21 protein-coding genes are annotated in these 19,345 nt (G+C 62.7%); 14 read left to right on the top strand and 7 right to left on the bottom strand.

Annotation, left to right across the window (positions count from 1 at the left end; genetic code table 11):
* Positions 1-90 precede the first annotated feature (90 nt).
* Positions 91-2,430 (top strand): response regulator, encoded by a 2,340-nt coding sequence (locus AC1D05_RS26780; RefSeq protein WP_477444707.1) that lies wholly within the window; start codon positions 91-93, stop codon positions 2,428-2,430.
* 23 nt (positions 2,431-2,453) lie between these two features.
* Here the strand turns inward: AC1D05_RS26780 and AC1D05_RS26775 are convergent, their stop codons facing one another.
* The 3 genes from AC1D05_RS26775 to AC1D05_RS26765 form a co-directional block, all read right to left on the bottom strand.
* On the bottom strand, positions 2,454-3,191 hold the full coding sequence (locus AC1D05_RS26775) for a class I SAM-dependent methyltransferase (protein ID WP_477444706.1): 738 nt from the start codon (positions 3,189-3,191) through the stop codon (positions 2,454-2,456).
* A 90-nt stretch (positions 3,192-3,281) separates the two neighbouring features.
* Positions 3,282-4,412, bottom strand: coding sequence for a sterol desaturase family protein (locus AC1D05_RS26770; RefSeq protein ID WP_477444705.1), 1,131 nt, complete (start codon positions 4,410-4,412; stop codon positions 3,282-3,284).
* 189 nt (positions 4,413-4,601) lie between these two features.
* Positions 4,602-5,153 carry a phosphotransferase-like protein gene (locus AC1D05_RS26765; protein WP_477444704.1) on the bottom strand — a complete coding sequence of 184 codons (552 nt, stop codon included), beginning with the start codon at positions 5,151-5,153 and terminating at the stop codon, positions 4,602-4,604.
* Between the two features lie 215 nt (positions 5,154-5,368).
* On the opposite strand from AC1D05_RS26765, the gene AC1D05_RS26760 reads away from it, so the two are divergent.
* Entirely contained in the window at positions 5,369-6,370 is a 1,002-nt protein-coding gene (locus tag AC1D05_RS26760) for a hypothetical protein (RefSeq protein ID WP_477444703.1), read from the top strand.
* A gap of 21 nt (positions 6,371-6,391) precedes the next feature.
* Here AC1D05_RS26760 and AC1D05_RS26755 read toward each other — a convergent pair whose 3' ends face one another.
* From AC1D05_RS26755 to AC1D05_RS26745, 3 genes are all read right to left on the bottom strand, one after another.
* Positions 6,392-7,246 (bottom strand): lytic transglycosylase domain-containing protein, encoded by an 855-nt coding sequence (locus AC1D05_RS26755; RefSeq protein ID WP_477444702.1) that lies wholly within the window; start codon positions 7,244-7,246, stop codon positions 6,392-6,394.
* 5 nt (positions 7,247-7,251) lie between these two features.
* Positions 7,252-8,505: a flavodoxin-dependent (E)-4-hydroxy-3-methylbut-2-enyl-diphosphate synthase gene (gene ispG, locus AC1D05_RS26750; protein ID WP_477444701.1), complete on the bottom strand. Its 1,254-nt coding sequence runs from the start codon at positions 8,503-8,505 to the stop codon at positions 7,252-7,254.
* 319 nt (positions 8,506-8,824) lie between these two features.
* A complete protein-coding gene (locus tag AC1D05_RS26745; RefSeq protein WP_010911953.1) occupies positions 8,825-9,004 on the bottom strand; it encodes a YdcH family protein in 180 nt (59 codons plus the stop codon).
* 239 nt (positions 9,005-9,243) lie between these two features.
* Between AC1D05_RS26745 and AC1D05_RS26740 the strand changes: the two genes are divergently transcribed.
* Positions 9,244-9,447, top strand: a complete 204-nt coding sequence (locus AC1D05_RS26740; RefSeq protein ID WP_477221778.1) for a YdcH family protein — start codon at positions 9,244-9,246, stop codon at positions 9,445-9,447.
* 10 nt (positions 9,448-9,457) lie between these two features.
* Here the strand turns inward: AC1D05_RS26740 and AC1D05_RS26735 are convergent, their stop codons facing one another.
* Positions 9,458-10,246: an IclR family transcriptional regulator gene (locus AC1D05_RS26735; RefSeq protein WP_477444700.1), complete on the bottom strand. Its 789-nt coding sequence runs from the start codon at positions 10,244-10,246 to the stop codon at positions 9,458-9,460.
* Positions 10,247-10,416: 170 nt separating this feature from the next.
* Between AC1D05_RS26735 and AC1D05_RS26730 the strand changes: the two genes are divergently transcribed.
* The 11 genes from AC1D05_RS26730 to AC1D05_RS26680 all read left to right on the top strand — a co-directional run bounded on the left by AC1D05_RS26730 (position 10,417) and on the right by AC1D05_RS26680 (position 19,290).
* On the top strand, positions 10,417-11,247 hold the full coding sequence (locus AC1D05_RS26730) for a transporter substrate-binding domain-containing protein (RefSeq protein ID WP_258589308.1): 831 nt from the start codon (positions 10,417-10,419) through the stop codon (positions 11,245-11,247).
* A 73-nt stretch (positions 11,248-11,320) separates the two neighbouring features.
* The gene (locus AC1D05_RS26725) at positions 11,321-11,986 is read left to right on the top strand and encodes an amino acid ABC transporter permease (protein ID WP_477444699.1); all 666 of its coding nucleotides are present in this window, start codon (positions 11,321-11,323) and stop codon (positions 11,984-11,986) included.
* Position 11,987: 1 nt separating this feature from the next.
* The gene (locus AC1D05_RS26720) at positions 11,988-12,638 is read left to right on the top strand and encodes an amino acid ABC transporter permease (protein WP_027041938.1); all 651 of its coding nucleotides are present in this window, start codon (positions 11,988-11,990) and stop codon (positions 12,636-12,638) included.
* A gap of 4 nt (positions 12,639-12,642) precedes the next feature.
* Positions 12,643-13,437, top strand: coding sequence for an amino acid ABC transporter ATP-binding protein (locus AC1D05_RS26715; protein WP_477444698.1), 795 nt, complete (start codon positions 12,643-12,645; stop codon positions 13,435-13,437).
* Positions 13,438-13,505: 68 nt separating this feature from the next.
* Positions 13,506-13,967 (top strand): RidA family protein, encoded by a 462-nt coding sequence (locus AC1D05_RS26710; protein WP_095201216.1) that lies wholly within the window; start codon positions 13,506-13,508, stop codon positions 13,965-13,967.
* A 25-nt stretch (positions 13,968-13,992) separates the two neighbouring features.
* On the top strand, positions 13,993-15,198 hold the full coding sequence (locus AC1D05_RS26705; RefSeq protein ID WP_477444697.1) for an aminotransferase class V-fold PLP-dependent enzyme: 1,206 nt from the start codon (positions 13,993-13,995) through the stop codon (positions 15,196-15,198).
* 137 nt (positions 15,199-15,335) lie between these two features.
* A complete protein-coding gene (locus AC1D05_RS26700; protein ID WP_477444696.1) occupies positions 15,336-15,536 on the top strand; it encodes a hypothetical protein in 201 nt (66 codons plus the stop codon).
* Positions 15,537-15,573: 37 nt separating this feature from the next.
* Complete coding sequence (locus AC1D05_RS26695) at positions 15,574-16,113, top strand: sigma-70 family RNA polymerase sigma factor (protein WP_477444695.1); 540 nt, start codon at positions 15,574-15,576, stop codon at positions 16,111-16,113.
* Positions 16,110-17,018 carry an anti-sigma factor family protein gene (locus AC1D05_RS26690; RefSeq protein WP_477444694.1) on the top strand — a complete coding sequence of 303 codons (909 nt, stop codon included), beginning with the start codon at positions 16,110-16,112 and terminating at the stop codon, positions 17,016-17,018. Before AC1D05_RS26695 ends, AC1D05_RS26690 begins: the two co-directional genes overlap by 4 nt.
* 185 nt (positions 17,019-17,203) lie before the next feature.
* On the top strand, positions 17,204-18,187 hold the full coding sequence (locus tag AC1D05_RS26685; RefSeq protein ID WP_477444693.1) for a sugar phosphate isomerase/epimerase family protein: 984 nt from the start codon (positions 17,204-17,206) through the stop codon (positions 18,185-18,187).
* Between the two features lie 50 nt (positions 18,188-18,237).
* Positions 18,238-19,290 (top strand): sugar ABC transporter substrate-binding protein, encoded by a 1,053-nt coding sequence (locus AC1D05_RS26680; protein ID WP_477444692.1) that lies wholly within the window; start codon positions 18,238-18,240, stop codon positions 19,288-19,290.
* The last annotated feature ends 55 nt before the right edge of the window (positions 19,291-19,345 follow it).

Genomic DNA, 19,345 nt, shown 5'->3' with positions numbered 1-19,345 from the left:
CAACAATCGGACATGCGCGCGAACGAAATCTTAATGTAAATGAAGCGTAATCCCGGTCGTTAAAATAATGCGTATGTGTTGGGGTTGCGCATGCCGGAATATTCTTCCTTCATCCGGTTTGTCCGGATTCGCTATCTTTCAGGATTGCTGATTTTCGCGCTGGCTTCCACGGCCGTCATGGTTGCGCTCAACCGTGTCAATTCCTTCCGTCATGAGATCGATGCGCTGAGCAGCAACCTCGTCGTCTTCACCCGCGACCTGCGCAACGCGACCAGCTTTGCCGAGACAACCGGATCCGCCTGGCGCAACGAAACGCGCGACGCGCTGACCGCTTCGGCGCGCGACCATTCCGAACGCCTGACCGGCGAGATCGACACGCTGACCGCCCAGTTCGCCGCGATACGCTCACGCCTGTCGGCCAAGACCATCAACGAACTCGAAACCGCCTCGGTCAACGGCGACCTGTTCTGGTCGGCGCATGACATGGTGCGCAATTTCAACCTGATGTCGGTGGCGCATAAGGCCGATGAATGGAGCTATCGGGAAATCCGCAACCAGAACGACCTGTTCGTCCAGCCGATGCTGGTCCGCTTCCGCACCGCCATGGACGACGAGCGCCATCTGGCTGACGCCTCCAGCGACCGGTTGCTGCTGTGGGCGAGCGGCCTGTTGTTCGCTGTCCTTGCCATCGTCGCCTTCTGGGTCTTCCGGCCGATGGAACAGGCGATCCGCCGCGCCTTTGCCCAATCGGCCGAATCCCTGTTCAAGGCCGAGGCCGCCGACCGCGCCAAGTCCGAATTCCTGGCCAATATGAGCCACGAGATCCGTACGCCGATGAACGGCGTGCTCGGCATGGCCGAACTCTTGGCCAAGACCGATTTGACCCCACGCCAGAAGACCTTCACCGACGTTATCGTCAAATCCGGCAATGCGCTGCTCACCATCATCAACGACATCCTCGATTTCTCCAAGATCAATGCCGGCCAACTCACCCTGGACCCCGCCCCTTTCCGTCTCACCGAAGCGGTCGAGGATGTGGCGACGCTGGTCTCGGCGCGTGTCGCGGAAAAGAACCTCGAACTGATCGTGCGCGTCGATCCGCGGCTGCCGGCCCATGTCGTCGGCGACGCCGGCCGCTTCCGGCAGATCGTCACCAATCTGGTCGGCAATGCGGTGAAGTTCACCGAGAAGGGCCATGTGTTGATCGATGTCGGCGGCGAAACCGTCAATGACGTCGTCCAGCTCAAGCTGCGGGTCGAGGATACCGGCATCGGCATCCCCGCCGAAAAATTGCAGAACGTGTTCGAGAAATTCGCGCAGGTCGATGGCTCCTCGACTCGCCGCCACGAAGGCACCGGCCTTGGGCTTGCCATCGCCGCCCGCCTCGTTGATTTGATGGCCGGCAAGATCGGTGTCGAGAGCGAGATCGGGCGCGGCTCCGTCTTCTGGTTCGGAGTGCCGCTGCCCGTGCACCATGCCGAGGCACGCGATGCGATCGTGCCGGTCGACGTCACCGGAGCGCGCGTGCTGGTCATCGACGACAATCCGGTCAACCGCGAGATCCTGCTCGAGCAGCTCAGGAGCTGGAGCTTCGACTGCGCTGCCGCCGAAAGCGGCGCCATGGGGCTGGCCTTCCTTGATCGCGCCTGCCAGTTGGGCGCCAGTGTCGACTGCATCATCCTCGACTACCAGATGCCTGGCATGAACGGCGCCGATGTCGCCCGGGCCATCGCCGCCGACAGCCGGCTGTCGGCCATCCCGATCGTTATCCTGACCTCGGTCGACCAGGTCGATTTCGGCAAGATGATCATCGACTTCGGCATATCAGCCCATCTGACCAAGCCGGCGCGCTCGGCGGTCCTGCTCGGCACGGTCATCTCGGTCATCCAGAAGGCCCGCTCACAAGTCGGCAAGGCGCATTTCGTTCGCGAGCCGGTCCAGCCGATGCCGCAGCCGGCTCCGCCTGCCTTCACCGTCATCCGTGGTCCCGCCATACCGGTCGCGACGGCGCCGGAATCGACCACCACGCCGAACGGCCCGATCGACATCCTCATCGCCGAGGACAATGATGTGAACCAGCTGGTGTTCGGCCAGATTCTCAACGGGCTGGGTCTCAGCTACCGCATCGCCGGCAATGGCCGCACGGCGGTCGAGATGTACCGGTCGCTGCATCCGAAACTGATCCTGATGGACGTCTCGATGCCGGAGATGAACGGCTACGAGGCGACCCGCGCCATCCGGGCGATCGAGGCCTCGTCGGGCGGCCACATCCCGATCATCGGCGTCACCGCGCATGCGCTGAAGGGCGATCGCGACAAGTGCATCGAGGCCGGCATGGACGACTATCTGCCGAAGCCCGTCTCGCCCGATCGCCTCGGCGCCAAGATCGGCACATGGCTTAGCGAAACGGTGATTGCCAAGACGGCGTGAGTGCGTCCGGTCTGGTTACCGGATCAGCGCAGCCGACCGATCGGAATGATTTCCGGCGCGCTATCGACGTAAGGTTCGCCGTGCCAATTGCCGAGCCATTGCTCGACCAGCAGACCGGCCTCGCCGAGCATCCCGGCAAGATCCTCCCTTGCCGGGAATGCGATCTTCGATTCGGCGCCCAGAACCGCGTTGCCACCTGGAATTTCATAGAACGTCGAATAGGTGACGATGCCGGTCTCGGCATCGCGCTCAACGTCGTTCCAGGATTTCACCGCGCCAAGGTTGGGATGCAACACGATCCTTTCGGATCGCTGAGGCGTCCATTCCAGCCATTCCTTCGCAACGGGATTTCGGCTGTCGAAAATGAAGCGGCCATCCGCTGCAAGATGTTCGACGATGGTGCGCAGCACAGCTGACTGATCCTCGGTCGTCAGAAACACCTGGAAGGCATGCCCGGTCAGCAACACCAGATCGAAGCGCCGCCCGAGCCGAACTGTTCGCGCGTCTCCCTCAACCCAGTCGACCTTGTCTCCATCAGGCCTGCCGCGCCCGACATCGAGCATCGGCGATGCCGGATCGACGCCGGTGACGCTGCGCCCCTGGCTGAGCGCTGCGGCCAGCTGCCCGGTGCCGCAGCCGAGATCAAGAACCGAGCGGGCATTGCCGGCGAAACCGACACAATAGTTGAAATCGTCGCCGCCTGTGTTCTCGATATCGTAGAACTGGACGAGGTCCGGGTCGCTGTAGAGTCTGTCGGTCATGGCACCGGCCTATAACCGAAATTTCTGCTGGATGCGACGGGCGTGCTGGAGATGGAGCGGCTCGCCGTTTCCGCGAAACCTGTGAACGCCTTAGCCGCGCTTGAATGGATAGAGAAATTGCCGCCAATATCCTTTCGGCACCGGATGGCCGTGAATGCCATAGCCCTTCGGCCACCGTCCCTCGGGCAGATGGTAGGTACCGAACAGCCGATCGAGCAGCGGGAAATGGATTGCGAAGTTGACGTCGATCGCCTCTTTCTCGAGGCCGTGATGCCAGTGATGATAGCGCGGCGACACCAACAATTTTTCGGCCGGGCCAAAACTCGTTCCGATGTTGGAATGGATGAACGACGAGTAGACATAGACGATCAGGATATAGGTCTGGATCGCCGATTCATCGAACCCCAGCACGAACATCGGTGTGGCGGTCAGGCTGCGCAGCACGATGATTTCCAGGAAATGCATCCGCGCGCCGGCAATCCAGTCCATCGACTTGGCGGAATGATGCACGGCATGAAAATTCCACAGAAACGGAATACGATGGAAGGCCCGGTGCACCCAATATTGGGCGAGGTCCGTCAGGAACATCACCGCCACCAACTGCACCAGCCAAGGCAGGTCGTGGACCCAGGCGCGCACCGAACCAAGACCGCCTTGCGCGTTGACCAGATTGGACGGCGCCAGGGTCAGGTAGGTCAATATCTGCACCAGCAGCGACGAGACCAGATAGTAAAACAGGTCTTCGCGCCATTCGTCGCGGAACACCGTCTGGTCCTTGTTGCGGGCGAGAATGCGTTCGAGCGGAACGAACAGCACGCCCATGAACAGGGCGTTCAGAATGAAGAAATCGAGGCCGAAGAAGACGCCGTCAATCTGCAGCTGATGACGAACCGGCAGCATGCCGATCAGTGACGCCAGGAGCACCGTGAACATCGCCGCCGCGCCGAGCGTCTTTTCCCTGCGCAGCATCATGCTCAGTATGGCCAGGATATAGCCGGAGATGAGCACGAAATAGAGGACCGGCTTGAAGAACAGCATCTGATGGATAGGCGCCAGATCCGGCATCGAGGTCAGCGACGGGTAGCGCAACACGATGACCATCAGCAGGCCGGTGACCCCGGCAAGCAAAGCGATCGAGCCGGACAGCCAGCCGGAACCGAATGGCCGCTTGGAGCGCGGCGTTTCGAGTTCGCCGACAATCTTTCTAAGGAAATTTGCCATCGGTATGATGCCCCCTGGTCAAAGGGCGCGAACATATCTGCGCCGGAAATACTGATCCTGCCTTTGCTATAGCACAACTTATTAAGATTTAATCGACGCCGCTCCGACCGACGCCGCTTGCTGCAACATCAGCTGCTGGCGTTGTTGTTGAGTGGCAAAAACTGTCGCCGCGATAAGAGATGCCGGCCGCTATAGATGGAACCTTTGCTGGATGCGCTGGGCGCATTCGAGCGGCGTAAGCCGACTGGTGTCGACTTCGAGATCGTAATTTATATCCTTGTGCACCCGGTCATATTGCCAACGCGCCAGCCCGGGCAGCCTGTCTGCCCGCTGGGCTTCGCGGGCCTCCAGGACCTCCAGCGGCGCCATGACGCCGACCAGATGGAGGTCGAAGGCAGACAAGAGTTCGACATAGTCCGATATCTCGCCATTGCACAGAACCTCGTCGACGATGAGGTTGTTGCCCTGCCCGGCCATGGCGGCGACGGCGTGGCGCATGCCGCGCAGGGTTCTTTCGCCCGCCGGTCCGACCCTGATCACGACCGCGGGCTTGCCGTCCTGTTGAACGGTTTCATAGGAGAAACCATCGGCATGGTCCTGCAAGGCATCGGGCAGCATGTCGAGAAAACTGTCCATCTGGACATGCAGGAACGGTGCGGCGGTTATTGTCTGCAACGCCCTGGCGATCGAGCTTTTGCCGGCACTGCCGACGCCATTGAGGACAATGATCCTGGTGGTCATGGTCAATCGAACTCCTGACTTCAACGGACGTATCTTGCCCGTATTCCTGCCACTGCCCACCAGCCCGAGGTCGTTCGAGATCGCTCATTGTCGATCCCACGACGCGACGGCAATCAACAACCCGTTTTCGTGCGACCTTTCAAAATTGGCACACCCGATTAACTCTAGCTTCAACCAAGACGTGTAAGCGTCGGCGGCGGACTTGGAGACTATCCATGCGAATTCTTCAATTGATTCTCATAGTACTGTCGCTCTTTTTTGTAACGAACAGCCGCGCGGACGAGATCGCGGATCGCGAAGGCATCACCGATACTGTCAAATCCGCTTTTCTCGATGGCAATTTCAAGAAACTCGACGCGCTTGCCGACGAATACCGCAACAGAAAGGCGCGGACAGGCAGCGGATTGTGGAAGCTTAGCCGCTTCTATTCTGCATTTGACACACTCGGAGACTCTCCGGCCTATGGCGAGCGATCTCTCGATCGCCTTGAACAACAGGCAAAAAAATGGATCGATGAGGCGCCGGAGTCGAAATCCGCATACATCGCCTATGCCACTTTGCTGTACCAGCACGCCTTCTTCGTTCGAGGCAGCGACTACGCCTCCGCCGTTGCGCCGGGAAAATGGCCGGTGTTCCTGAAGTATCTCGCGGAAGCGCGCAGGCAGCTTGAGGCCAGCAAGGCCTTCGCGTCATCGGATCCGCATTGGTATGCGATCATGCTAAACGTCGCGACGGGAGAAAATTGGCCGGAGCCGAAATTCGATGCGCTCCTGGACGAAGCAACCGCTCGAGAGGCCTATTACTACGAAGTGTATTTCGCCGCGATCACACGCAAGTCTCCGATGTGGGGCGGCAGCATCGAGGACGTCAACAAGCTGATAGAACACGCCGTGGCGCTAACCAAGCCTGAAGATGGCTCCGGCTTCTACGCGCGAGGTTATTGGTTCGCAATGGGTTGGACCCTGAGGCGCAAGATGTTCGAGAATTCGACCACCTATTGGCCGAGGATCAATGCCGGGTTCGAGAGCCTGGTCAAGCAGTACCCAGATGACTGGAACCTCAATTCCTTTGCGCGCTTCGCCTGTATCTCGCGTGACCCCAAAGTTGCCCATAGGGCTTTCCTTCAACTTGACGGGAGAATTATTCCGCAGATGTGGGAGAGCGATACAATGGCCCGCACTTGCGAGGAATGGGCGACCGAAGACGGCTCAAAATAGGTCGCCATTGGGTGACATGTCCTACCGGTTGCGCACCACCACGCAGGCCCCGCCAACGCTCTGCAATTTCTGGCAGATGACGTTGGCGGTGGCACGATCGTCGATGCCGATCCTGACGGCATAGATGCCGCGTCGGCCGATCGGCGTGCGCACCCGGCTCACCACCGGATCATGGCCGGCGAGCAGGGCCGGAAACCGGCTCCTCACCCGAAGCCACTGGTTGATCGCCGCCCCGCGCCTGAAATTGCCGGCGACCTGGACGCCCCACGGCTTTATGTTGATCGAGGCCATCGCCACGGTCTGCGACATGATCACCGGTAGCTTGCGGCAGGCATCCGCAAAGCTCGCCTTCTTGTCGAGCGGCTGGATGGTTCCGGCATAGCTGGTATCGGCGAACTTGTCCGCTGGTTCGCCCATGATGTCGAAGACGTAGCTCTCGGTCTCCATCGGCAGGAAGCCGCCCGAGCCCAGCCAGCGCGACACGCGGCTTTCGCCGGCATTGTAGGCGGCCGCCGCCAGGCCAAGATTGCCATAGCTGGTTTTCATTTCGGCGAGATACTTCGCCGAGGCCGGGATCGCCTGGTTGATGTCGAAGGAATTTTCGAGCCCGCGCATCTTGGCGGTGCCCGGCATGAACTGGGCAATGCCTTCGGCGCCGACGGGGCTGACGGCATTGGGGTCGAAACGGCTTTCCTTCCAAATCAGCCGAGCGAAGAAGTCCCTGGGCAGGCCATTCTGGTCGGCATGGGCCTGAATCAGGTTGCAGACCTTGTCGATCAGCCGCTGCTTGGCCGATTGCGGCGGATCGGCCTCGGCAAGAGTCGACCAGGCCATACCACACAGGACAATCAGCGCCACCCAGAGGAAACGCTGCATCTGGTCTACTCTGCCGCGGCCTTGCCGCCGCGACCGAACCTTTGATCGATATAGTCGGCGACCATTTTCTCGAAATCAGCAGCGATCGACGGTCCGCGCAGCGTCGCCGCCTTCTTGCCGTCGACGAAGACGGGCGCCGTCGGCGTCTCGCCGGTGCCGGGCAGAGAAATGCCGATATCGGCATGCTTGGACTCACCCGGCCCGTTGACGATGCAGCCCATCACCGCGACCTTGAGGTTCTCGACGCCTGGATATTTTTCGCGCCACACCGGCATGTTCTTGCGCAGGTCCGCCTGGATGTTCTGGGCGAGTTCCTGGAACACGGTCGAGGTGGTGCGGCCGCAGCCGGGGCAAGCGGCGACGATCGGCACGAACTGCCTGAAACCCATGGTCTGCAGCAATTCCTGCGACACCTGCACCTCGCGCGTGCGGTCGCCGTTCGGCTCCGGCGTCAGCGAGATACGGATGGTGTCGCCAATGCCTTGCTGCAACAGGATGCCCATGGCGGCGGACGAAGCGACGATGCCTTTCGAGCCCATGCCGGCCTCGGTGAGGCCGAGATGCAGGGCATGGTTGGAGCGGGTCGCGAGTTCGGTATAGACGGCGATCAGGTCCTGCACGCCGCTGACCTTGGCCGACAGGATGATCTTGTCGCGGCCGAGGCCGATCTCTTCGGCCATCTCGGCCGACAGGATCGCCGACTGCACGATCGCCTCGCGCGTCACTTCCTGCGCCGTCAGCGGAAAACCCTTGTCCTGGTTGTCGTCCATCAGCCGGGTCAAAAGCTCCTGGTCGAGCGAGCCCCAGTTGACGCCGATGCGCACCGGCTTGTCATGCTTGATCGCCATCTCGACGATATCGGTGAACTGCCGGTCCTTCTTGTCCTTGAACCCGACATTGCCCGGATTGATGCGGTATTTGGCCAGCGCCTCGGCGCAGGCCGGATGATCGGCAAGAAGCTTGTGGCCGATATAGTGGAAGTCCCCGACCAGCGGCACGTTGATGCCGAGGCGCAAAAGCCGCTCGTGGATACGCGGCACTGCGGCGGCACTCTCATCGCGGTCGACGGTGATGCGCACGATCTCCGAGCCGGCGCGGTGAAGCGCCGCGACCTGCGCAACGGTCTGGTCGATATCGGCGGTGTCGGTGTTGGTCATCGACTGCACGACAACCGGGGCGCCGCCGCCGACGACCACGCCGCCGACATCGACGCCGACCGAGGTGCGGCGGGGGAAGGGAAAGGAAAAATATCCGGTCATGCCGGCAGCCTTTTGTCTCTGGAGCGCCATACGTCCACCTGGACGCACAAAGGACGCCCCGGGCCGATGCGCTGAAAGTCCGGGCTTGAGGTGGAGGAGCAATAATGGCTTGTCAATGGCGACAGGTCGCCACTGGCAGCAATTGATCCCGGCGGGCGACCTAAACAGGGGATGGCCCGGCGATGGCCAAGGCACAAAATAGGATCTGAAAGGATATTAGCTGCGGCTTATGGCTCGGTGATGAAATCAAACAACCACACCGGCGGCGATCGCCGCCGGCAAGGAAGACCGCTATAGTGGCGGCTATGTCAGTCAGTCATCAATGCGTGGTCGGTTGCGCTTTCAATTTCTCAATCGCATCCTTGAGTGCCAGCTTGCGTCGCTTGAGATTCACGATTTCGAGGTCGTCCACCGACGGGTGGTTCATCGCGTCATCGATTTCGCGTTCGATGTCGCCGTGTTTCCGCTGCAACTCATCAAGATGGGATGCAAGAGACATGATTGGTTCTCCCTTTCATGGTTTCCTCGATTGCAGCCGTCAAGGCGCGTCCACCGCAGGTCGCTTCTGTGACGGCACAATGACACTTTGCCACCTTCCGACTGCGATGTCGAATGCTGCGTGGTAGCATTCCACGACAATGTGAAATGTGATATGGGCTGCGCGCCGGTGGCAGAAATTGCCGCCCCCGCCCAATCAGGCCCAGTTTTTGGGCGCCGCAGACGTGCAGACGGTAGAGAATGTCCGATCAGGAAAAGGCCGATATTCGCCTCGAATTTTCCCGGCTGAAGCAGGAACACGCCGATTTCGACGCCGCGATCAACGCGATGATCGCCACGAACTGCGACCCGCTGCAGATTCAGCGCATGAAAAAGAAGAAGCTGGCGCTCAAGGACCGGCTGATGACCCTGGAAGACAAGATCATTCCCGACATCATCGCCTGAACGCTTTCCCCTAGCCGCCGATCGACAGCCTGCCGGCGCGATCACGCAGCAGGCCGATGAGACTGCTGGTCCGCTCGTCGGACGTGTCGATGGGAACCACCAGGCACATCGTCGCCTCGACCTTGCCCGGCGCTGAGAAGACCGGCACGGCAAGGCATTTCGTATAGGCATCGACCAGGCCCGAGGTCACGCAATAGCCGGTAACCCGCGCCTTGGCGATGTCAGCGATGAAATCGTCGAGCCGCAGCTTGCGGCCATCGGGCAGCACGAGATCGTCTTGCGACACCATGGCTTCGATCCCGGCCCGCTCCAGTCCCGCCAGCAGCAGTCGGCCCGATGCGGTCCAGGGCAGCGGTATCTGCAGACCGGTGGCGGAGCTGATGCGGAACGGCCTGGTGCCCGGGCTTGCATGGACGATGGTGTAGCGGCCGTTCTGCAGCATGCACAATTCCGACGTCTCGCCAGTCTCGCGCGACAGATGGTCGACCTCCTGGCGCCCGCGCCGCAACAGGTCGTTGCCGCGCACATAATCCATTCCGTAGAGATAGAGCTTCTTGCCGAAATAGACGCGGTTGCCGTCGCCTTCCATCTCCAGCAGGCCGGCGTCCACCAGCGACCGCACCAGCGTGTAGGTCGTCGAACGCGGGGCGTTCACACCCTTGGCAAGGTCGCCGATGCCGATCGCCCGCTGCGTCGTGTGCAGGAAGTCCAGGATCTCGAGCACCCGGTTGAGCCCCTTCTCGCGGGAAGCCGTCGTCTTTTCGTCGGCTGAAACTGCCAAGGCATTGCCATCTTGCATTGTCGATTCCTGATGCTAGTATTGTCTTGTACAGGATACATGCGTCTCTTGTAAGAGACAATCTTCTCATGATCACCGTCGCGTGTATTGCCTGTGCATAGGGGAACACAACACGAAAGGAGGTCGCCGTGAACGACACATCCGGAAGACGTGATTTTCTGAAATTGGGAATGGCGGGACTGGCCACCGCCGGCGTGCTGGCAACCGTCGATGCCCAGAAGGCCGCTGCCCAGGCCGCATCCGACAGCCTGCTGCGCACCGTGCTCGACCGCGGCAAGCTGATCGTCGGCACCGGCAGCACCAACGCGCCCTGGCATTTCGAGAATGATGCCGGCGAGTTGGTCGGCATGGACATCACCATGGGGCGAATCCTGGCCAAGGGCCTGTTCGACGATCCGACCAAGGTCGAGTTCGTCATGCAGGATCCGGCGCAGCGCATTCCCAACGTCACCACCAACAAGGTCGACATCACCATCCAGTTCATGACGATGACGGCGCAGCGCTCGCAGCTGATCAACTTCACCCGGCCGTACTACGTCGAAGGCGTTGCGCTGCTGACGCTGCCCACCGCCGAGAACAAGACCTTCGACAAGCTGCTTGCCGGTGGCGCGGCGACGCGCATCTCCATCCTGCAGAATGTCGATGCCGAAAGCTCCGTCCACTACGCCTTGCCGCAGGCGCAGGTTCTACAGATCGACACCCAGGCCAACGTGCTGCAGGCGCTGGAATCCAAACGGGCCGACGCTGCCGCGGTCGATCTCTCCACCGTGCGCTGGCTCGCCTCGCGCAATCCGGACAAGTATTTCGATGCCGGCAAGAGCTGGTATTCGATGCTCTACGGCGCGGCCTTGCGGCAAGGTGATCTCGACTGGCTAACCTTCGTCAACCAGACCTTCACCATCGCCATGTTCGGCCATGAATCGGCGCTCTACGACGCTGCCTTCAAGGACTATTTCGGCCAGGAGCCGCCGGCGCGCCATCCCGGCTTCCCGGTCATCTGATCCCGGATTGCGGAGGGGCGGCATTCCCGCCCTTCCGTAGTCTATTCGACGCCCTTCACACCGAGGCGGACGTATGGGCTATGCCCTCAATTTCAACCTGATCTGGCGGCATTTCGACAAGCTTTGGGGCGGCCTGCTGCTCAGCCTCGAGCTTGCCGTCATCTCGATCGCCATCGGCGTTGTCATCGGCCTGGTGCTCGCGGTCTGGTACGTTTCCGCCGGGCGCACGGTGCGGGCGATCATCGCCGCCTACGTCGAATTTATCCGCAACGTGCCGCTGATCCTGCTGGTCTATCTTGTCTTCTACGGCCTGCCGACCGTAGTCGACCTAGCCTACAGCGCACCGACTTCGTTCGTGCTGACGCTGTCGGTCTATAGCGGCGCCTATCTGGTCGAGGTGTTTCGCTCGGGCCTCGAGGCCGTCCCGCGCGGCCAGCTCGATGCCGGCAAGGCGATCGGCCTGACGCCCTGGCAAAGGCTCATCCACGTGCGCCTGCCGACCATGCTTCGCATCACACTGCCGGCGCTGTCCAACACCTTCATCTCACTGTTCAAGGACACCTCCATCGCCTCGGTCATCTCGGTGCCGGAGCTGACCTTCGGCGCCCAATGGATCAACTTCAACACCTTCCGCATCGTCGAGGTCTATCTGGTAACGACGGCGATGTATCTGGTCACCGGCTACATCCTGCTTTTCGGCCTCAGGCTCGTCGAGCGCCGGTTCAGGGCGGCGCGCTGACATGCTGAGCCAAATCCTCTACGCCCTGCCCTTCCTCGCCAAAGGCTTCGCCCTGACCCTGTGGGTGTCGCTGCTGGTCGTCACACTGTCGCTCATCGCCGGTGTCGTGCTGGGGGTCGGTCTGGTCTATGGCCCTGCCCCGCTGCGCTGGGCGGTGCGCATCTTCTCCGACACCATTCGCGGCATTCCGATCCTGGTGTTGATGTTCTTCGTCTATTACGGCCTGCCAGCCATCGGCCTGCATCTGCCATCCTTCTGGGCCGCCGTGCTGGCGCTGACCCTGTTCAAGACGGCGCAGGTCATCGAATATCTCAGGGGTGCGGTCGGCTCGATCCCGAAAGGCCAGTCCGAGGCCGCAATGGCGATCGGGCTGACCTTCCGCCAGCGGTTGACTTACGTCATCTTTCCGCAGGCCTTCAGGCGCTTCCTGCCGCCCTGGATCAACGGCGTCACCGATGCGGTCAAGGGCAGCGCGCTGGTGTCGCTGCTCGGCATCACCGATTTGATGCAGGCCATCAACCAGGTCATCGGCCGCACCTATGAGGCAATGCCGCTCTATATCCTCGGCGCGCTCATCTATTTCGCGGTCAACTACGCGCTTTCGCTTGCCAGCCGGCGGCTCGAGCGGCGCTTTTCTTTCATTCGGGAATAGCACGATGTCCGACGCCTCAAACGCCAGTCCCGCGCTGCTCGACGTGCGCGATGTCTCCAAGGCCTTCGGCTCCGTCGAGGTGCTGCGCTCCGTCAGCCTTCAGGTGAACCGCGGCGAGGTGGTGACCGTCATCGGCCCCTCGGGCAGCGGCAAGACCACGCTGCTGCGCTGCGTCAACTTCCTCGAAAGCTACGACCGCGGCTCGATCCGTATCGACGGCAAGGAGGTCGGCTACCGCGAGGCTGGAGCGCGCCAGCGCCGCAGCGAGCGCGACTTGGCCAGCATGCGTGCCGAGACCGGCATGGTGTTCCAGAGCTTCAACCTGTTTCCGCATTTGACGGCGGCCGGCAACATCATGCTCGGCCTCACCAAGGTGCGCGGAAAGAGCGACGCCGAGGCGCGCCAGGCCGCCGAACACTGGCTCGGCCGCGTCGGCCTCGCCCACAAGGCCGACAGCCTGCCTGCCGAACTCTCCGGCGGCCAGCAGCAGCGCGTCGGCATCGCGCGGGCCGTGGCGATGGAACCGAAGATCCTTCTGCTCGACGAGATCACCTCGGCGCTCGACCCCGAACTGGTCGGCGAGGTGCTGGCCGTGGTGCGCAGCCTCGCCGAGGATGGCATGACCATGCTGATGGTGACGCATGAAATGGCCTTTGCCCGCGACGCGTCGAGCCGCATCGTCTTCATGGCCGATGGCGACGTCAGCGCCGTCGGCCCGCCCAAGGAGATCCTCGCGGCGGAGACCAGCAACGAGCGCCTCCGCACCTTCCTGGCGCGCTTCCGCGCCTCGCATTTTTGACGTTGGACGGCCGACGCCGCTCATTTTGAACATCGGATGGCTGAAGCCATCCAAGGGAGCCTGATTCCATGACGCCTTACATCCGGCTCGCCGAACTCGGCCTGACGCTGCCCGAGCCGCCGACGCCCATCGCCAACTTCGTCACCCATGCCGAGAGCGGGCGGTTGATTTTCCTGTCCGGCCAGGGGCCGTTGCGCGCCGATGGCACGCTCTGCACCGGCAAGGTCGGCGAGGATGTCACGGTCGAGCAGGCTTACGAGCATGCCCGCCTGACCGGGCTCAACCTGCTGGCCGTCATGCATGCCGCCGCCGGCGATCTCGGCCGCATCGTGCGCGTCGTCAAGCTGCTCGGCTTCGTCAACGCGACGCCGACCTTCAGCGACCACCCGAAAGTGGTGAACGGCTGTTCGGACCTGTTCGCCGATGTGTTCGCTGATATTGGCGGCCATGCCCGCTCGGCGATCGGCGTCGGCTCGCTGCCTGGAAACATCACTGTCGAAATCGAAGCGGTCGTCGAGATCGCCGCCTGACCTGCCACTCACGGGATCTGCTGACATGAAAACCACTTCCGCCGCCGGCTCCAACACCACCATCCGCGAACGGCTCGGCCTTCGCCCGATCATCAATGTCTCTGGCACCATGACCGCGCTCGGCGCGTCGATCATCGTCCCGGAAGCGATCAGCGCCATGGCGGAAATGGCCTCGCAATGGGTGGAGATGGACGATCTGCAGCGCGCCGCGAGCACCGTCGTCGCACGCCTCACCGGCGGCGAGGCCGGCTTCATCACCGCCTGCTGCGCCAGCGGCATCACCATGGCAATCGCCGGTGCGATGACGGGAACCAACCTGCTCGCCATCGAGCGTCTGCCTGATGACACCAGTGACCTCAAGTCGGAGGTCGTCATCCAGCTTGGCCACATCGTCAATTACGGTGCGCCGATCGACCAGTCGGTCCGCGTCGCCGGCGCCAAGGTGGTGCCTGCCGGCACGGTCAGCGTGACGCAGGACTATCATGTGCGCGAAGCGATCAACGACCGCACAGCGGCGGGCCTCTACGTCGTTGCCCACCACACCGTGCAGTACGGCATGCTGTCGCTGGAGGAATTCTGCGAGATCTGCCACGCCAAAGGCGTGCCGGTGATCGTCGATGCCGCGTCAGAATACGATCTGCGCGGGTTCCTGGCGCGCGGCGCCGACGTCGTCATCTACAGCGGCCACAAATTCCTGAGCGGACCGACCAGCGGCATCGTCACCGGCCGCAAGGACCTGGTGCGATCCGCCTATCTGCAAAACCGCGGCGTCGCCCGCGCCATGAAAGTCGGCAAGGAAAGCATAGCCGGCACCATGGCGGCACTGGAAGCCTGGGAGAAGCGCGACCATGCCGGTATCCGCCGGCGTGAGGAGGCGGCGCTCAATCTATGGAAAGACGCGTTGCAGGGACTGCCGGGCATCTTTGCGAAAATTATCCCGGACCCAACGGCCAACCCGCTCGACCGGCTGCAAATCTTCGTCTCGCCGGAGAGCCGTTTCAGCGCCGCCGGCCTCACCTCGGCGCTGGCCGCGGGCTCGCCGCCGATCATCGTGCGCAACCATGAGGTCGAGCGCGGCCATTTCTTCCTTGACCCTTGCAACCTTCACCCCGGCGAGGCGGAAATCGTCGCGGAACGCCTGCGCGCCATATTGACCGCGAAGGACCGTCCCGCCGATGCGATGAAGGTCGCCCGCAAGGATTCGTCCGGCGTCTTGCGTTGGCCAGATTGAGCGCCAAACCGACCAAAAATCCCACAATGCGGCCGATCACGCGACTGTGAACGGCCGGATTGGCACGCGGCGGGAATAAACCGGCGCCGCGGCAGGTCTTCTCGGCATACGCCACGGCTGGCGTTGAGGAGACTGGCATGCCCTGTCATTGCAAGGACGGCGAACACGGCTGCGACGTCGGCCGTGGCTACATGCTGGGCAGCATGATCGTCGTCAGGCTCTCCTTTGTGGCGCTTGACACCGGTGACGCAGATGAATTCAGTTTCAGCAAGGCAGGCGGCTCTGCCTGTTTCCGGGGGCTTTACCCCCAGCAGGGCAAGGTCGCCGTCGCATCTTGAGGCGGCACGGCCCGGAGTATCGGATCATGGTGCGGCTTTGAGCGAGAGGGCCCTGGCAGAACGCTTCAACCAGGTGGTGCTGCCGCATCTCGGCGATGCGCTGGCGCTTGCCCGTTGGCTGACCGGCAATGCCGCCGATGCAGAGGATGTCGTGCAGGACGCCTGCATCAAGGCGCATGCCGGCATAGCAGGCTATGCCGGCGGCAACGCCCGCGCCTGGCTGCTGACCATCGTGCGCAACACCTCCTACACCTGGATGGCGCGTAACCGGCCGCGTGGCATGCTGGCGGTCGGCGACCTCGGCGATCTCGACGACATGGCGGCGGCACACGGCACCAGCCTGCCCGACGAAGACGGCCCGGAGGCGAGCCTGATTGCCAAGGCCGATACGGCAGCACTGGAAGCCGCGATCGCTGCCCTGCCGCAGCCGTTTCGCGAAACGCTGGTGCTGCGCGATATCAATGGCCTCAGCTATCGCGAAATATCGACCATGCTTGGCGTGCCGATCGGCACGGTCATGTCGAGGCTGGCCCGCGCCCGTGGCCTGCTGGCGTCTGAACTGGGGAGAGCGTCATGACGCACGACGACGGACTGCCCAACGATCCCGAAGGTATTAGACTGATGATCCATGCCCTTGTTGATGGCGAGCTTGATGCGGCGGCCGCACTCGCGGTCGAGCGTCGCATCGCCGCCGACCCCAAGCTTGCCGCCGAACATGCCCGCATCGTTGCCTTGCAAGGCGCGGTCAGCCGCTTGCCGCGCCCCGATGTCAGCGATGCCTTTCGCGCCCGCATCGCGGCGATCGGCATGGCCGGCACCGAACAACAGGCGCCGGCCGACGCGATCGAGCCGCAGCGGGGCGCATCGTCGGCGCTGCCGGGATTGATTGCGGTCGCTGGTGGCGGCCAGAGGCGCGAAGCCGGAACGCGGCCGTCCCAGACACGGGTACTGCCCAGGGCGCGCCGCTTCGGCTCGTTCGACTGGCGCGCCATGGCGGCGTCGATCATGATCAGCGCGGTGCTGGCCAGCGGGGCGACGCAATGGGTGATGCAGAGCGGCGTCGATGACGGCTTTGCCGCCGCGGTCGCCAGCGGCCATCGCCGCAGCCTGCTTGCCGCAAGCCCGATCGACATCGTCTCGTCCGACCGCCATACGGTGAAGCCGTGGCTCGACGCCCGCATCGGCGTCTCCCCGCCGGCGCCGGACCTTGCCCAGGACGGTTTCGCGCTGATCGGCGGTCGGGTCGAGGTGATCTCTGGTCGGCCGGTGCCGGCCCTGGTCTACCGTCATCGCGAGCACTTGATCACGCTGGTCGCCGAGCCGCAGCAAGGCGGCAAGACCACCCAGCCGGACGACCTTTCATCCGGCGGCTTCTCGATGGTGCACTGGAGCGACGGCGCCTTCTCCTACTGGGCGATCTCCGACATGGAGCGGCCTGAGCTCGACGACTTCGTCACCCGCTTCCGCAAAGCGGCGGTGTGAGGGCAGTCCTGCCCCATTGTTGATCCTAACGCTCTGAGGCAGTCGCCCGACCGGGAGACTGCCGGCGCGCCCGTGCGCACTCGGCCTAGCTGCAAGCCAGATCGTCGGCCTCGTGGCTTCCTTCAAAACAATAACTTTACAAATATTCGTATTTATGTGAAGTCATGGCGATTGAAGGATCGACCATGACAGCCAACCGTTTCGCCACGCGCCTGAATTCCTTTGCCTCGCGACCGCAGGCCGAATGGCCTGATCTTACCGGCAAGCCGTCGCTGATGCAGATGGCGGCGCGCGCCGCCAAGGTCGATGGGCTTACCGATCTCGACCTCAACTTTCCTGACCATGTCACTGAAAGGCCCACGGAAATCGCTCGCAAATTGGGCGATCTCGGGCTTTCCATCAATGGCTTTGCCATGCGCTACTACTCCAACCCCGCCTTCAAGATCGGCGCCTTCACCAATCCCGATCCGGCGGTGCGCCGCGAGGCCATCGATCTGACCAAGGCCGGCATCGACGCCACGCGTGAAGCCGGCGCCAGCCTGATGACGCTGTGGCTGGGACAGGATGGCTTCGACTACGCCTTCCAGGCCGACTACGCGGCGCTCTGGCAACACGAGATCGATGGAATTCGTGAAGTAGCCGCGCATGATCCCGGCTGCCAGATCAGCCTGGAGTACAAGCCCAACGAGCCGCGTTCCTATTCGCTGATGCCGGATGCCGCGACCACCTTGCTGGCGATCCGCGAGGTCGGCCTGCCCAATCTCGGCGTCACCCTCGACTTCGCCCATGTGCTCTACGCAGACGAGCAGCCAGCCTTTGCCGCTGCCCTCGTCGCCCGGCACAGCAAGCTTCTGGGCGTGCATCTCAACGACGGCTACGCCAAGCGCGACGACGGTCTGATGGTCGGCGCCGTACACACGCTGCAGACGATCGAATTGCTGCGCCAGATCCACCGCGACGGCTATGCCGGCGCCATCTATTTCGACACCTTTCCCGACATGACCGGACTCGATCCGGTGCGCGAATGCGAAGTCAACATCGCCACCGTCAAGCGCATGCTCGGCGTCGTCGAGCGGCTCGACAAGGACAACCGCCTGTCATCCGCCATCGACCGCCAGGACGCGGTCGCCACGCAGGCCATCGTCCAGGAGATCATGCTCGGGAAATGACCACCGAAGCCGTCCAACCGCACCACCGTTTTCAACCAGGGAGGAAGACCATGAAGTTTCTGCTAGCCGCCGCCACCGCCACGCTGATGGCGCTCGCCATTGCACCGGCCTATAGCGCCGATCTTGCGCCGCTCAATTCCGACACCGAGAAGGACCGCATCGATTGGTCGCAAGTCGAGGCCAAGTTCGGCGCATTTCCGAAGCTGCCCGCCGGCACCAAGGCCGGTGCCGTCTCCAAGACGCTGACCAACGAATACTGGCGCTCGCTCGGCGAAGGCTATAAGGCGTTCGGCGAGAAGGTCGGCGTGCCCGTCGTCTATCAGGCGGCGCAGAGCGAGGGCGACCAGCTCGGCCAGCTCACCATCGCCGAAGGCCTGGTGACGCAGGGCTACAATGTGCTGCTGGTCTCGCCGCAGACGGACGCCAACCTGCAGCCGATCATGGAACAGGCCAAGACCGCCAACGTGCCGGTGGTCAACGTCAACGACGCGGTCATCCCGCAGGCCGAGCACTATGTCGGCAATGTCCAGCGCGACAATGGCGTGCGCGTCGCCAAATGGTTCATCAAGAACCGGCCGAATGGCGGCAAGGTCGCCATCGTCGAGGGCCAGGCTGGCGTCTATGCCGCCGTGCAACGCACCGACGGCTTCAAGTCCACCATCTCCGAGGGCGGCAAGTTCCAGGTCGTCGCCAGCGTGCCCGGCAATTGGGACCGCCAGACGTCCTATGACGCCGCCACCAACATCCTGCAGCAGCACCCCGACCTGATCGGCTTCTATGCCAACAATGACGGCATGGCGCTGGGCATCGTCGAGGCAGTCAAGGCAGCCGGCCTGCAGGACAAGGTCGCAGTCTTCGGCACCGACGGCATTTCCAACGCCTACGCCTCGATCCGCGCCGGCGAACTGACCGGCACAGTCGATAGCTTCCCGGTGCTGACCGGTGAAGTCGCGCTGGAAACGGCGTTGCGCCTTGTCGCCGGGCAGAAGCTGCCGCGTGTCGTCGCCACGCCGCAAGCGCTGATCACCAAGGACAATGCCGACCGCTATTCCGGCCCCGATGCACGCAAGGCGCTGCTCGAGGACGCGGCCGCCGGCCAGTAGGGCATCGGACCTCAAGACAGAGGCGGGGCGGCGGGTGCCGGCCAGGGCATTCCGC

The organism is Mesorhizobium sp. P2_E9 (assembly GCF_056403815.1).
The sequence above is the reverse complement of the archived record's forward strand: the minus strand, read 5'-3'. Positions and strand labels throughout refer to the sequence as shown.

What these genes read in the sequence shown, in the direction of transcription:
- AC1D05_RS26780 (WP_477444707.1), top strand. Translation starts at nt 91, where the DNA reads ATGCCGGAATATTCTTCCTTCATCCGGTTTGTCCGGATTCGCTATCTT.
- AC1D05_RS26775 (WP_477444706.1), bottom strand. Translation starts at nt 3,191, where the DNA reads ATGACCGACAGACTCTACAGCGACCCGGACCTCGTCCAGTTCTACGAT.
- AC1D05_RS26770 (WP_477444705.1), bottom strand. Translation starts at nt 4,412, where the DNA reads ATGGCAAATTTCCTTAGAAAGATTGTCGGCGAACTCGAAACGCCGCGC.
- AC1D05_RS26765 (WP_477444704.1), bottom strand. Translation starts at nt 5,153, where the DNA reads ATGACCACCAGGATCATTGTCCTCAATGGCGTCGGCAGTGCCGGCAAA.
- AC1D05_RS26760 (WP_477444703.1), top strand. Translation starts at nt 5,369, where the DNA reads ATGCGAATTCTTCAATTGATTCTCATAGTACTGTCGCTCTTTTTTGTA.
- AC1D05_RS26755 (WP_477444702.1), bottom strand. Translation starts at nt 7,246, where the DNA reads ATGCAGCGTTTCCTCTGGGTGGCGCTGATTGTCCTGTGTGGTATGGCC.
- ispG (WP_477444701.1), bottom strand. Translation starts at nt 8,505, where the DNA reads ATGACCGGATATTTTTCCTTTCCCTTCCCCCGCCGCACCTCGGTCGGC.
- AC1D05_RS26745 (WP_010911953.1), bottom strand. Translation starts at nt 9,004, where the DNA reads ATGTCTCTTGCATCCCATCTTGATGAGTTGCAGCGGAAACACGGCGAC.
- AC1D05_RS26740 (WP_477221778.1), top strand. Translation starts at nt 9,244, where the DNA reads ATGTCCGATCAGGAAAAGGCCGATATTCGCCTCGAATTTTCCCGGCTG.
- AC1D05_RS26735 (WP_477444700.1), bottom strand. Translation starts at nt 10,246, where the DNA reads ATGCAAGATGGCAATGCCTTGGCAGTTTCAGCCGACGAAAAGACGACG.
- AC1D05_RS26730 (WP_258589308.1), top strand. Translation starts at nt 10,417, where the DNA reads ATGGCGGGACTGGCCACCGCCGGCGTGCTGGCAACCGTCGATGCCCAG.
- AC1D05_RS26725 (WP_477444699.1), top strand. Translation starts at nt 11,321, where the DNA reads ATGGGCTATGCCCTCAATTTCAACCTGATCTGGCGGCATTTCGACAAG.
- AC1D05_RS26720 (WP_027041938.1), top strand. Translation starts at nt 11,988, where the DNA reads ATGCTGAGCCAAATCCTCTACGCCCTGCCCTTCCTCGCCAAAGGCTTC.
- AC1D05_RS26715 (WP_477444698.1), top strand. Translation starts at nt 12,643, where the DNA reads ATGTCCGACGCCTCAAACGCCAGTCCCGCGCTGCTCGACGTGCGCGAT.
- AC1D05_RS26710 (WP_095201216.1), top strand. Translation starts at nt 13,506, where the DNA reads ATGACGCCTTACATCCGGCTCGCCGAACTCGGCCTGACGCTGCCCGAG.
- AC1D05_RS26705 (WP_477444697.1), top strand. Translation starts at nt 13,993, where the DNA reads ATGAAAACCACTTCCGCCGCCGGCTCCAACACCACCATCCGCGAACGG.
- AC1D05_RS26700 (WP_477444696.1), top strand. Translation starts at nt 15,336, where the DNA reads ATGCCCTGTCATTGCAAGGACGGCGAACACGGCTGCGACGTCGGCCGT.
- AC1D05_RS26690 (WP_477444694.1), top strand. Translation starts at nt 16,110, where the DNA reads ATGACGCACGACGACGGACTGCCCAACGATCCCGAAGGTATTAGACTG.
- AC1D05_RS26685 (WP_477444693.1), top strand. Translation starts at nt 17,204, where the DNA reads ATGACAGCCAACCGTTTCGCCACGCGCCTGAATTCCTTTGCCTCGCGA.
- AC1D05_RS26680 (WP_477444692.1), top strand. Translation starts at nt 18,238, where the DNA reads ATGAAGTTTCTGCTAGCCGCCGCCACCGCCACGCTGATGGCGCTCGCC.